Genomic DNA, 11,972 nt, shown 5'->3' on the forward strand with positions numbered 1-11,972 from the left:
ACGATTCAGGCCGCGCGGTGGAGCAGGAACAGCACGGCCTGCGCGTACGCGTCGGCGGGCTGCGGATGCCGGAAGCGGTGGCGCGCGGCATCCACCTCGATCTCGACCTCGAAGGTGTCGGTGAGCCGGGTGAGCGCGCGGAAGGCCCCCCGGAGCATCTCGCGCAGCTGCGCCTCGGAGGGCAGCCACAGCGCCTCCTCGACGGCGACGGAGTCGAGTGCCCACTCGGTCGTCCCGTTGAACGCGAGCAGGTCGCCCGTCGGGTAGCTGCGCGCTTCGACCGTCATGTCGCTGACGGTGTAGACGTCGGCCTCGAACTCGGGCTCGTCGAGTTGGAAGCGGTCACCCGATCGCGGACGCCAGATGAGGCCGTTCGCGCGGAGCTCTCGTGCCAGGTCGGTGGAGATCACCCGTCCATCTTCACCCGCCTGCGAAGGGTCGGGGGCGGATGAGACCATGAGGGCATGAGCTTCGATCCCTCGGTCATCCTCCCCGACGACCTGCTGGTGCGCATCCGGTCGCGGGCCGCGGGAGTCGACGCCGCCAATGTGTTCCCCGAGGAGGACCTCGCCGACCTGCGCGCCATCGGCTACCTCGCGATCCTCGTCCCCACGGACCTCGGCGGCGGTGGACTCGGCCTCGCGGAAGCATCCGTCCTCCAGCAGCGACTGGCGACCGCCGCCCCGGCCACCGCCCTCGCGATCAACATGCACCTCGTGTGGACGGCGGTGGCGAAGGTCATGAGCGACCGCGGCGACGACGCCCTGCGCTTCGTGCAGGAGGGCGCGGCCGCCGGCGAGGTCTTCGCCTTCGGCATCAGCGAGGCGGGCAACGACCTCGTGCTGTTCGGCAGCGATACGGATGCCGCGCCTCGCCCGGACGGCTCGTACGCGTTCACGGGCACCAAGATCTTCACCTCCCTCGCACCGGTGTGGACGCAGCTGGGCCTCCACGGGCTCGACACCTCCACGCCGGACGCGCCGGAGCTCGTCTTCGCCTTCATCCCGCGCAGCGACGCGGTCGTGACGCGCGACGACTGGGACACGCTCGGCATGCGGGGCACCCAGTCGCGGACGACCGAGCTGCACGGTGCGGTCGCGCCCGAGAACCGCGTGGTGCGGCGCCTGCCGGTGGGTCCGAGCCCCGACCCGCTCGTCTTCGGCATCTTCAGCTCATTCGAGATCCTCCTCGCCTCCGTCTACACCGGCATCGCCCGCCGCGCCCTCGACGTCGCGGTCGAGACAGCGCGCACCCGCACCTCGAAGAAGACGGGCCGCACCTACAGCCAGGACCCCGACATCCGCTGGCGGGTCGCCGACATGGCACTCACCTACGACGCGCTCCCCGTGCAGGTCGAGCAGCTCGCGCGCGACGTCGACGGCCTCGTCGACCACGGGCCGCTGTGGTTCCCCCGGCTGAGCGCCGTCAAGCACCGCGCGGCGACCGGTGCGAAACAGGTCGTCGACGAGGCGATGCTGGCGGCGGGCGGCTCCTCGTTCTTCAGTGGGAGCGAGCTGAGCCGGCTCTACCGCGACGTGCTGGCGGGCATGTTCCACCCCTCCGACCCTGAGTCGGTGCACAGCGCCGTCGCCGGCGCATGGCTCGGCGCTCTCGAACCCTGAGCGGAGCGCGTGGCAGGATGGCCGAATGGCCCGCATCCCCTTCGGCTCGCTGAGCAGCGCCGACCAGCAGCGCTATCGGGGGCTCCGCACCATGAAGGCGGTCGCTCTCGGCGCCCTCGTCTTCATGGCGATCGTCTTCGTCGTCGCCTTCATCCTCGAAGATGACCTCCCCGCACTCGGATACGTCCGGGCGGCCGCGGAGGGCGGCATGGTGGGCGCGCTGGCCGACTGGTTCGCCGTGACGGCGCTCTTCCGGCATCCGCTCGGCCTGCCGATCCCGCACACCGCGATCATCCCGCGCCGGAAGGACGAGATCGGTCGCACGCTCGGCGAGTTCGTCGAGACGAACTTCCTCGAAGCGGGGGTCGTTCGACAGAAGCTCGAGTCGGCCTCCATCGCCCGCACGGCCGGCACCTGGCTGCAGGACCCGGCGCACAGCACGACGGTCGCCGCGGAGGCGTCGACGATGGCGGCGGGCGTGCTCACCGCCCTGAGCGACGATGAGGTCCAGGACCTCATCAGCGATCTCGCCCACGAGCACCTCCTGAACCCCGCCTGGGGTCCCTCGCTCGGCACCTGGCTGACACGCGTCGTCGACGCCGATGCGCACCGCGGCGCCGTCGACCTGGGCGTGGACAGCATCGCCCGCTGGCTCGACCTCAACCGGGAGGCGTTCGACGGCCTCGTCTCGCGCCGCCTGCCATCGTGGGTGCCGTCGGTCGCGATGCGACTGGTCGACGACACCGTCTACCACGAGGCCACGAAGTTCATCGCCGCGGTCAAGGCCGACCCCGTGCACCCCGCCCGCCAGGCGCTCGACCAGTACCTCGGTCGCCTCGCCGACAACCTGCAGCACGACGAGGAGACCATGGCGCGTCTCGAGGGCGCCAAGTCGGCCGTCTTCGACTCGCCCCGTGTGCGCGGCCTCGCCGCCGACGCGTGGAACACCGCGAAGACCGGTCTCCTGCGCGCCCTGGAAGACCCGGAGAGCCCGCTGCGGCTCCGCGTCGCCGCGGCCCTCGGCGACCTGGGCGATCGCCTCGCGACGGACGCGGCCCTCCAGCAGCGCGTCGACAAGCGTGTCGCCGACGCCGCCGTCTTCCTCGTCGACCGCTACCGCCACGACATCGCCTCGATCATCACGGACACCGTCGAGCGCTGGGATGCCGACGAGACGAGTCAGAAGATCGAGCTGATGGTCGGACGCGACCTGCAGTACATCCGCTTGAACGGCACGATCGTCGGCGCCCTCGCGGGCCTGGTCATCTTCACCGTCGCTCACGCACTGCTCCCCTGACCATGGCCCTGTCGATCGATCCCCTCTGGCCCCGAGCGGGCGGATGGGGCGCGCCGGACGGCGACGTCGACGTCGTGCTCCTGGGCCTTCCGGCACACCGCACCTCGCTCTCCCCCACGGGCGCCGATGCCACGCCGGCCGCCGTCCGCGAGGCGCTGCGTCGGTACAGCCCGACCCTCCTCGGTCCGCCCCAAATCGACCTCGACGATGTGCTCCGCATCGCGGATGCCGGCGACGTCGCCGAACCCGACGGCCCCGACGGCGAGGCGCGCGTGCGCGACCGGGTGCGGGAACTGCGCGAGCGAGCAGCGCTCGTCATCGCCCTCGGCGGCGACAACTCCGTGACCTACGCGGCTGCCCAGGGAGCCGGGTCGGCCGGGCTCATCACGATCGACGCCCACTTCGACCTGCGCGACGGCGTCTCGAACGGCTCACCTGTGCGTCGCCTCATCGAGGACGGCCTCGACCCGGCCCGCATCGTGCAGATCGGCATCGCCGACTTCGCCAACTCCGCCGCCTACGCGCGCCGGGCCGCCGATCTCGGAATCACGGTCATCACCCTCGACGAGGTGCGCCGGCGCGGCGCCGACGACGTCATGATCCAGGCTCTCGAGGTCGCGGGCGCTGCGGGCGACATCCACCTCGACATCGATGTCGACGTCTGCGATCGCGCCGTCGCGCCGGGGTGCCCGGCGTCGGTTCCGGGCGGCCTGCAGGCGTGGGAGCTCCGCGCCCTCGTACGCGCGGCGGCATCCGATCGCCGGATCGCGTCGGCCGACATCGTCGAGGTCGATGCGACCGCCGACACCCCCGACGGGCGAACCGTGCGCCTCGCCGCGCTGTGCGTCCTCGAGCTGCTCGCCGGAAGGGCCCTCGCATGATCACCCTCGTCATCGCCCGCCACGCCAAGAGCGACTGGGGCGACCCCGGGCTCGCCGATCACGACCGGCCGCTCGGCGCACGCGGTCTCCGCGACGCGCCCGTGATGGCCGCTCGTCTGGCCGGCACCGGATTCCGGCCCGCGGAGATCCTCTCGTCGACCGCCCTGCGCGCCCGCACGACGGCGGGGTTCTTCGCCGACGTGCTCGGCGCGCCGCTGCGCCTCGACGAGGGCCTCTACGGGGCTCCCGGCGCTCGGCTCCTGGCGGCCGCAGCGGCGACAGGGCATCGCAGCGTCATGGTCGTCGGCCACGATCCCGGCATGACCGTCCTGGCCGACCGGCTCTCGGGCGGCGGCATCGGCGCGATGCCGACGTGCGCCGTCGCGACGTTCGTCTGGGACGCCGATGACTGGGACGTCGCGACGGCGCTCGACCCGACGCGCTGGACGATCGACACTCCGCGCGGGGTCACCGAGGGCTGAGCACCTCGCCGCCCCGGTAGACCCGATGGACGAGCGGGACTCCGGGACGGTACGCGAGGTGCCGGCGCGAGGACGCGGCCAGCACCACGAGATCGGCTCGCGCGCCCACGCCGAGGTGGCCGACGTCGCTTCGCCGCAGCGCACGCGCTCCCCCAGCCGTCGCCGCCCACACGGCCTCCCCGACCGTCATCCCCATCTCACGGACGGCGAGCGCGATCATCAGCGGCATCGAGCTGGTGAAGCTCGAGCCCGGGTTGCAGTCGCTGGCGAGGGCGACCGTCACCCCCGCATCGATGAGACGGCGCGCATTCGGGTAGGGCTGCCGCGTCGAGAACTCCACCCCGGGCAGGAGGGTTGCCACGGTATCCGACCCGGCGAGGGCGCGGATGTCGTCATCGCTCAGGTGCGTGCAGTGGTCGACGGATGCCGCTCCGAGGCGAACGGCGAGCTGGACGCCGTCACCCTCACCCAGCTGGTTGCCGTGCACGCGGATGCCGAGACCGGCATCCGCTCCGGCGCGGAGGATCCGCTCGCCCTCCGCCGCCGTGAACGCCCCGCGTTCGCAGAACACGTCGATCCAGCGCGTGTGCGGGCGCACCCCGTCGAGCATCTCGCCGCAGACGAGGTCGACGTACGCGCCGCGATCGGCGCCCGCGGGGACCACGTGCGCGCCCAGGTAGGTCACCTCGTCCGTGACCTCGGCGGCGAGGCGGGCCAGGCGCGCCTCCCCCGGAGCCGTCAGGTCGTAGCCGGTCTTCACCTCGAACGTGGTCGTGCCCTGCGCGTGCAGTTCGGCGACGAGCGCCGCGAGTCCCGCGCGCAGGGCGTCGTCGGATGCCGCGCGCGTCGCCGCGACGGTGCGACGGATGCCCCCGGCCGCGTACGGCGTGCCCGTCATGCGCGCCTCGAACTCGTCGGCGCGGTCGCCGGCGAACACCAGGTGGGTGTGACTGTCGACGAAGCCCGGGATCACCGCACGGCCCTCGAGCTCGACGCGCCGATCGGCGGCAGGGGCGCCGGCGGCGGGCCCCGCCCAGGCGATGCGGCCCTGATCGACGACGAGAGCCGCATCGGGGGTCGTCGCCGTCACGTCGTCCGGGTCGGCGTGCGTCGTGAGCTCGCCGATGCCGGTCAGCAGGAGCGGGGCCACGTCAGTGCCCGGCATCGAGCATCGGCACGGTCAGCCCGCGCTCGCGGGCGACGTCGGCCGCGTGCGCGTAGCCGGCGTCGACGTGCCGCATGACGCCGGTCCCCGGGTCGTTGACGAGCACGCGCGCGAGCTTCTCGGCGGCGAGGGCGGAGCCGTCGGCGACGGTGACCTGGCCGGCGTGGATCGAGCGCCCGATGCCGACGCCGCCGCCGTGGTGCAGCGACACCCATGATGCGCCCGATGCCGTGTTGAGGAGCGCGTTCAGCAGCGGCCAGTCGGCGATCGCGTCCGACCCGTCCTTCATCGCCTCGGTCTCCCGGTACGGGCTCGCGACGGAGCCGGAGTCGAGGTGGTCCCGCCCGATCACGATCGGGGCCGACAGCTCGCCCGAGGCGACCATCTCGTTGAACCTGAGCCCCGCGAGGTGACGCTCCTGATACCCGAGCCAGCAGATGCGCGCCGGCAGTCCCTCGAAGTGCACCTTCTCGCCCGCCTGTTCGATCCAGCGGGCCAGGGCGACATCGTGCGGGAAGAGCTCCAGGATCGCCCGGTCGGTCTTCGCGATGTCCTCCGGGTCGCCCGACAGCGCCACCCAGCGGAACGGGCCGCGGCCCTCCTCGAACTGCGGACGGATGTACGCGGGGACGAAGCCGGGAAAGGCGAACGCGCGGTCGTACCCGCCGAGCTCCGCCTCGGCGCGGATCGAGTTGCCGTAGTCGAACACCGCGGCACCGGCATCCTGGAAGCCGACCATCGCCTCGACGTGGCGCGCCATCGATGCCCGGGACCGGGTCGTGAAGCCCTCGGGGTCGGCGGCGGACTCGGCCTTCCAACGGTCGACCGCGACGCCAGCCGGAAGGTAGGCGAGCGGGTCGTGCGCACTCGTCTGGTCGGTGACGATGTCGACGGCGATCCGGCGGGCGAGGAGCTCGGGGAAGACGTCGGCCGCGTTGCCGACGATCCCGACCGAGAGCGCGTCGCCCTGCTCCTTGGCCGTCAGAACCCGCGCGACGGCCTCGTCGAGGTCGGTCGTGTACTCGTCGAGGTACCCGTGCGCGACCCGGCGCGAGAGCCGCGTCTCGTCGACGTCGACGATGAGCACGGCGCCGCCGTTCATGGTCACCGCGAGCGGCTGCGCGCCGCCCATGCCGCCGGCGCCGCCGGTGAGGGTCAGCGTGCCCGCGAGCGATTCGCGGCCGAGGGAGCGGGCCACCGCCGCGAAGGTCTCGTACGTGCCCTGGAGGATGCCCTGCGTGCCGATGTAGATCCACGACCCGGCGGTCATCTGGCCGTACATGGTCAGGCCGAGCTGCTCGAGCCGGCGGAACTCGGGCCACGTCGCCCAGTCGCCCACGAGGTTCGAGTTCGCGATCAGCACCCGTGGCGCCCACTCGTGCGTGCGGAAGACGCCGACCGGCTTGCCGGACTGCACGAGGAGGGTCTCGTCGGGCTCGAGCTCGTCGAGAGTGCGGACGATCGCGTCGTACGCCTCCCACGACCGTGCCGCGCGGCCGGTGCCGCCGTAGACGACCAGGTCTTCAGGGTGCTCGGCGACGTCGGGGTCGAGGTTGTTCATCAGCATCCGCTTGGCGGCCTCGGCGCCCCAGCTCTTCGCCGTCCGGGTGGCGCCGCGGGCTGCGCGGATCGTGCGGGCGGGGTCGGTGCGGGTCATGCGGGTTCTCCTTCGAACGCTGCGAACGCGGTGCGGGCGACGGCGCCCGAGAGCACCAGGCCGGTGGCGGCCTCGATCTCGGGGGCGACGAAACGATCGGGGCCCGGTCCGGCCACGACGGTGCGGACGAGGTCGCGGACGGCGCCGGTGACGGGCGCGGGCGCCAGCGGCGCCCGCAGGTCGAGGGCGCGGCATCCGGTCACGATCTCGATCGCGAGCACCCGGGCGAGACCGTCGATCGCGCGGCGGAGCTTGCGGGCGGCCGCCCATCCCATCGAGACGTGGTCCTCCTGCATCGCCGACGACGGGATCGAGTCGACGGATGCCGGCACGGCCAGGCGCTTGAGCTCGGAGACGATGCCCGCCGCCGAGTACTGCGCGATCATCAGGCCGCTGTCGACGCCGACCTCGTCGGCGAGGAAGGGCGGCAGTCCGTTGCTGCGCGTGCGGTCGAGGGCGCGATCGGTGCGACGCTCCGAGATGGATGCCGCGTCGGCGACCGCGATCGCGAGGAAGTCGAGAACGTAGGCGACGGGTGCGCCGTGGAAGTTGCCATTCGATTCCACCCGGCCGTCAGGGGTGACGACCGGGTTGTCGACGGCCGAGGCCAGTTCGCGTTCGGCGACCGTGCGGGCGTGGTCGACGGTGTCGCGCGCCGCCCCGTGCACCTGGGGCGCGCACCGGAGCGAGTACGCGTCCTGCACGCGGGTGCAGACGGCGGGGTCGCGGTGACTCGCGACGATCGGCGACCCGGCGAGCGCGCGGCGGAGATTCGCCGCCGACACGGCCTGACCGCTCTGGGGGCGGAGTGCCATGAGGTCGGCGGCGAAGACCGCGTCGGTGCCGAGCTGGCTCTCCACCGAGAGCGCGGCGGCGAGGTCGGCGGTGTCGAGCAGGCGGTCGAGGTCGGCCAGTGCGAGGGCCAGCATCCCGAGCATCCCGTCGGTGCCGTTGATGAGGGCGAGGCCCTCCTTCTCCTCGAGTACGAGCGGCGCGATGCGGGCGGCGCCGAGGGCCTGCGCCGCCGAGACGCGATCGCCGTCGCGGGTGCGCACATCGCCCTCGCCCAGCGCCGCGAGGGCGATGTGCGAGAGCGGCGCGAGGTCGCCCGAGCAGCCGAGCGACCCGTACTCGTGGACGATCGGCGTGATGCCCGCGTTGAGCATCGCCGCGTAGGTCTCCGCGACGACGGGGCGGACGCCGGTGCGGCCCGTCGCGAGGGTCTGCAGGCGCAGCACCTGCAGCGCCCGCACCACCTCTCGCTCGACCTCCGGCCCCGTTCCGGCGGCGTGGGAGCGGATCAGGCTCGCCTGCAGCTGCCGGCGGCGGTCCGGGGCGATGAAGGTCGTCGCGAGGGCGCCGAAGCCCGTCGAGATGCCGTAGTGCGGCTCCGGGTCGCTCGCGAGGCGGTCGATGAGGGCGCGGGTCTGGGCGGTGCGCTCCAGGGCGGCGGGCGAGATCACGACCTCCGCGTCGTGGCGCGCCACGGCGACGACGTCTGCGGGGGTGAGGGGTGCGTCGCCGAGGAGGACGGAGGAGGGAGCGGATGCCGGCATGGTCACAGTCCAGCGCTCCGGAGGCGCGATCGACAGAGCGACGTGGCATCCTGTGTCTGTGATTCCAGACAACTCCGACCGGCAGTCCTCGCCGCAGGTCCCGGCCGCCGACCAGACCCTGCGCATCCTCGCGTTCCTCGGATCCCAGCGCGGACCGGTCGCGGCGCAGACGATCGCGGCGCAGCTCGGCATCCCCCGGTCGAGCGTCTACCACCTGCTCGGGGCCATGGCCGCGCACGGCTTCGTCGTCCACCTCGAGGGCGAGCGCCGGTGGGGCCTCGGCACGGCGGCGTTCGAGCTCGCCGGCGGCTACGCGCGGCAGGAGCCGCTGGCGCGCCTCGGCCGGCCGCTCGTGGCCCAGCTCGCCGACCGTTCGGGCGAGAGCGCCCACCTCGCGGTCATGACCGGGCGGGACGTCCTGTACATCGTGGAGGAGCGCGCACCGCGCAGACCCGTGCTCGTCACGGACGTCGGGGTGAGGCTGCCCGCGCACCTCACCGCCACCGGGCGCGCGATGCTGGCGGCGCTCCCCCGCGAGCAGGTCCGTGCACTGTATCCGGATGCCGCCTCGCTCGCCGCCGACCGGACCGGGCGAGGACCCGTGTCGCCCCGGGGGCTGCGCGAACTGCTGCGTGAGGCGCGGGCACGCGGTCACGCGCGTGAGGACGGCGAGGTCACCCTCGGGCTGCGCTCGATCGGCGTCGCGGTGGGCGATCATGCCGGCTGGCCCGCCGCGGCGATCGCGCTCACCTGGCCGGGCGACACCGACGTCGATGATGCCCGCCTCGCCGCACTCGTCGCCGAGTCGGCATCCGAGCTGTCGCGCCGCATCGGCGGACGGGCGGGCTGACGGCGCCCTCGCGACGGGTTCGACGCGGTCAGCGAGTGACGAGGCGCGGCTGCACGAGCACGTGCGCACGCCCCGGCAGAGTGGCCCGCCGCTCGATGTGCGTGTTGCCGGCCAGCAGCAGGTCGAGGGTCCCCGCCGCGACGAGCTCGGGGAGCTGCTCGATGCTCGAGAGCCCGAGCGCCTCGGCCGCGGGGGTGTTGTCGAATCCGACGATCGCGACGTCGGCGCGCTGCGCGGCGACGGTCGCGACGTGGGCGCCGACGGCGAGGGTGTCGCTCGCGCACACGATCGCATCGACGCCGTCCGGTCCGGTGCGGTCCAGCAGCTCGGCGACGCGGTCACGCGCCGCCGACACGTTCTCCTCCGCGACCAGGCGGGTCCGGGCGAGCCCGCCCGCCTCCGTCATGGCCTCGCGCCAGCCGCGTTCCCGGTCATCGCCCGTCGCCGATCCGGCCGGCCAGCCGAGGAACGCGACCCGCGGGCCGACCGTCAGCGCATGGGCGGTCGCGGCCCGGGTGCCCGCCGCGCCGTCGACGTCGACCCACAGATGCGCGGGGTCGTCGATGTCGTCCGCATCCCACGGGCGGCCGAACGAGACGAAGGGCACCCCGCGCTCGCGCAGCCAGGCGATGCGGCCGTCGCCGTACGACGTGCCCGTGACGACGACGGCATCCACGTCACCGCCGTCGACGAGGTCGCCCATGCGGCGGATCTCCTCGTCGTGGTCGCGGGCGGCGTAGACGAGCACGCGGAGCCCGCGCTCTCCGGCGAGCTCGGTGAGGGCGTGGACGAACCGATCGAGCACGACGCCCGAGATTCCGCCCGCATAGGGGTCGAGGTGGATGCCGATGGTGGAGCTCCGGCGGGTGCGGAGCCGCCGGGCGGAGGCATGCGGGGCGTAGCCCATGCGGCGGATCGCCTGCTGCACCCGCTCCCGCGTCTCCGCCTTGACGATCGACGGCGTGTTCACGACGTTGCTGACCGTCTGACGCGAGACCCCGGCGGCGCGCGCGACGTCTTCGATCGTGACCGATTTGTCGCCCATACGCACCTCTCGACCCTTGACAGGGGCCCCACCACCCTCTTACCTTGGGCATCATTCCACAATTTGATCGTTCAAACCCAGGCCCTGTCCGAACCGTCCCGACCGGTTCGTGGCCCGGCGCCGAACGGTCCGAACCGGTATCGAAGGAGATGCGGACATGCGACACAGCACGAGAAGACTGATGACGGTCGGCGGGATCGGCATCGCCGCGACGCTCACTCTCGCGGCCTGCGGCGGACAGGGCTTCGACGGCGGAGACCCCGCCCCGAGCGGCGACGCGGGCGGGCTCACCTCGTCGGACGACGGCCTCACGATCATGATCGGCTCCTCCGGCGACGCCGAGACGACCGCGGTGAACGACGCGGTGGCCGCGTGGACCGAGGAGTCCGGAGTCGACGTCGAGGTCATCGCCGCGACCGATCTGACCCAGCAGCTCTCGCAGGGCTTCGCGGGCGGCAACCCGCCCGACCTCTTCTACCTCGCGACCGAACTCCTCGCCGGCTACGCCGACAACGGCTCGGTCTTCCCGTATGGCGACATGCTCGAGAACAAGGACGACTTCTACCCGTCCCTCGTGCAGAACTTCACCTACGACGACCAGTTCTACTGCGCGCCGAAGGACTTCTCGACGCTGCAGCTGATCATCAACAAGAACCTCTGGGACGACGCCGGTCTGACGGATGCCGACATCCCGACCGACTGGGACTCCCTCGCGGCCGCGGCCGAGAAGCTGACGACCGGTGACACCACAGGACTCGTCTTCAGCGGCGAGTACCAGCGCGTCGGATCGTTCATGGCCCAGGCGGGCGGCCGGCTCGTCTCCGAGGACGGCGCCGAGGCCGTGGCCGACAGCCCTGAGAACGCCGAGGCGCTGGACTACGTCAAGGAGCACCTGGCCGACGGCACGTTCGCCTACGCCGCCGACGTGGGCGCCGGCTGGGGCGGCGAAGCACTCGGCAAGCAGCTCGGCGCGATGACGATCGAGGGCAACTGGATCACCGGCGCGCTGGGCGACTTCCCGGACGTCGACCCGCTCGTCGTCGAACTGCCCGCCGGCCCCGCCGGTCAGGGCACCCTGCAGTTCACCAACTGCTGGGGCATGGCCGCCGACAGCCCCAACCAGGAGGCCGCGCTCGACCTCGTGGAGTACCTCACGAGCGCCGACCAGCAGCTGGCCTTCTCGAAGGCCTTCGGACCGATGCCGTCCGTGCAGTCGGCTGCTGGCCAGTGGACGACCGACAACCCCGACCTGCAGGCCTTCCTCGCGGGCGCCGACTACGCCCAGGGCGTGCCGACCAACGACGGCGTCTCCGACGTGTTCACCGACCTCAACGCCCAGCTGGCGACGCTGAAGGATGCCGACCCGGCGACGATCCTCCAGAGCACCCAGGCCAACCTCGAGGCGATCGTCGGCTGA

Annotated in this window: 11 protein-coding genes; 6 read left to right on the forward strand and 5 right to left on the reverse strand. The window is 72.7% G+C overall.

Going from position 1 to position 11,972, the window contains the following annotated elements:
- Positions 1–5: 5 nt before the first annotated feature.
- The gene (locus ACJJV7_RS09780; RefSeq protein ID WP_405375262.1) at positions 6–410 is read right to left on the reverse strand and encodes a pilus assembly protein CpaE; all 405 of its coding nucleotides are present in this window, start codon (positions 408–410) and stop codon (positions 6–8) included.
- A 54-nt stretch (positions 411–464) separates the two neighbouring features.
- Here ACJJV7_RS09780 and ACJJV7_RS09785 point away from each other — a divergent pair, with 54 nt between their 5' ends.
- Genes ACJJV7_RS09785 through ACJJV7_RS09800 form a run of 4 tightly spaced genes read left to right on the forward strand, consistent with a single transcriptional unit; the run spans position 465 to position 4,282 of the window.
- Positions 465–1,622, forward strand: a complete 1,158-nt coding sequence (locus ACJJV7_RS09785; protein ID WP_405375260.1) for an acyl-CoA dehydrogenase family protein — start codon at positions 465–467, stop codon at positions 1,620–1,622.
- Positions 1,623–1,647: 25 nt separating this feature from the next.
- Positions 1,648–2,919 carry a DUF445 domain-containing protein gene (locus ACJJV7_RS09790; protein ID WP_405375258.1) on the forward strand — a complete coding sequence of 424 codons (1,272 nt, stop codon included), beginning with the start codon at positions 1,648–1,650 and terminating at the stop codon, positions 2,917–2,919.
- A 2-nt stretch (positions 2,920–2,921) separates the two neighbouring features.
- Complete coding sequence (locus ACJJV7_RS09795; RefSeq protein WP_405375256.1) at positions 2,922–3,800, forward strand: agmatinase family protein; 879 nt, start codon at positions 2,922–2,924, stop codon at positions 3,798–3,800.
- The gene (locus ACJJV7_RS09800; RefSeq protein WP_405375254.1) at positions 3,797–4,282 is read left to right on the forward strand and encodes a SixA phosphatase family protein; all 486 of its coding nucleotides are present in this window, start codon (positions 3,797–3,799) and stop codon (positions 4,280–4,282) included. Before ACJJV7_RS09795 ends, ACJJV7_RS09800 begins: the two co-directional genes overlap by 4 nt.
- On the opposite strand, the gene hutI is transcribed toward ACJJV7_RS09800, so the two are convergent.
- The 3 genes from hutI to hutH are packed head-to-tail and all read right to left on the reverse strand — an operon-like array spanning position 4,269 to position 8,660.
- Entirely contained in the window at positions 4,269–5,447 is a 1,179-nt protein-coding gene (gene hutI / locus ACJJV7_RS09805) for an imidazolonepropionase (RefSeq protein WP_405375252.1), read from the reverse strand. The two genes, ACJJV7_RS09800 and hutI, sit on opposite strands and share 14 nt — an antisense overlap.
- Positions 5,434–7,104 (reverse strand): urocanate hydratase, encoded by a 1,671-nt coding sequence (gene hutU, locus ACJJV7_RS09810; protein ID WP_405375251.1) that lies wholly within the window; start codon positions 7,102–7,104, stop codon positions 5,434–5,436. Before hutU ends, hutI begins: the two co-directional genes overlap by 14 nt.
- Positions 7,101–8,660, reverse strand: coding sequence for a histidine ammonia-lyase (hutH, locus tag ACJJV7_RS09815; RefSeq protein WP_405375249.1), 1,560 nt, complete (start codon positions 8,658–8,660; stop codon positions 7,101–7,103). The genes hutU and hutH overlap by 4 nt, the downstream gene beginning before the upstream one ends.
- A 52-nt stretch (positions 8,661–8,712) precedes the next feature.
- Here hutH and ACJJV7_RS09820 point away from each other — a divergent pair, with 52 nt between their 5' ends.
- Positions 8,713–9,510, forward strand: a complete 798-nt coding sequence (locus ACJJV7_RS09820; RefSeq protein WP_405375247.1) for an IclR family transcriptional regulator — start codon at positions 8,713–8,715, stop codon at positions 9,508–9,510.
- Between the two features lie 28 nt (positions 9,511–9,538).
- Here the strand turns inward: ACJJV7_RS09820 and ACJJV7_RS09825 are convergent, their stop codons facing one another.
- Positions 9,539–10,555 carry a LacI family DNA-binding transcriptional regulator gene (locus tag ACJJV7_RS09825; protein WP_405375245.1) on the reverse strand — a complete coding sequence of 339 codons (1,017 nt, stop codon included), beginning with the start codon at positions 10,553–10,555 and terminating at the stop codon, positions 9,539–9,541.
- Between the two features lie 157 nt (positions 10,556–10,712).
- Between ACJJV7_RS09825 and ACJJV7_RS09830 the strand changes: the two genes are divergently transcribed.
- Positions 10,713–11,972: an extracellular solute-binding protein gene (locus tag ACJJV7_RS09830; RefSeq protein ID WP_405375243.1), complete on the forward strand. Its 1,260-nt coding sequence runs from the start codon at positions 10,713–10,715 to the stop codon at positions 11,970–11,972.

Source organism: Microbacterium sp. Ld4, assembly GCF_045066555.1.
Lineage (GTDB): Bacteria > Actinomycetota > Actinomycetes > Actinomycetales > Microbacteriaceae > Microbacterium.

Excerpts from the sequence above, each read along its gene's own strand:
- ACJJV7_RS09785 (WP_405375260.1), top strand. The coding sequence starts at position 465 with ATGAGCTTCGATCCCTCGGTCATCCTCCCCGACGACCTGCTGGTGCGC.
- ACJJV7_RS09790 (WP_405375258.1), top strand. The coding sequence starts at position 1,648 with ATGGCCCGCATCCCCTTCGGCTCGCTGAGCAGCGCCGACCAGCAGCGC.
- ACJJV7_RS09795 (WP_405375256.1), top strand. The coding sequence starts at position 2,922 with ATGGCCCTGTCGATCGATCCCCTCTGGCCCCGAGCGGGCGGATGGGGC.
- ACJJV7_RS09800 (WP_405375254.1), top strand. The coding sequence starts at position 3,797 with ATGATCACCCTCGTCATCGCCCGCCACGCCAAGAGCGACTGGGGCGAC.
- hutI (WP_405375252.1), bottom strand. The coding sequence starts at position 5,447 with ATGCCGGGCACTGACGTGGCCCCGCTCCTGCTGACCGGCATCGGCGAG.
- hutU (WP_405375251.1), bottom strand. The coding sequence starts at position 7,104 with ATGACCCGCACCGACCCCGCCCGCACGATCCGCGCAGCCCGCGGCGCC.
- hutH (WP_405375249.1), bottom strand. The coding sequence starts at position 8,660 with ATGCCGGCATCCGCTCCCTCCTCCGTCCTCCTCGGCGACGCACCCCTC.
- ACJJV7_RS09825 (WP_405375245.1), bottom strand. The coding sequence starts at position 10,555 with ATGGGCGACAAATCGGTCACGATCGAAGACGTCGCGCGCGCCGCCGGG.
- ACJJV7_RS09830 (WP_405375243.1), top strand. The coding sequence starts at position 10,713 with ATGCGACACAGCACGAGAAGACTGATGACGGTCGGCGGGATCGGCATC.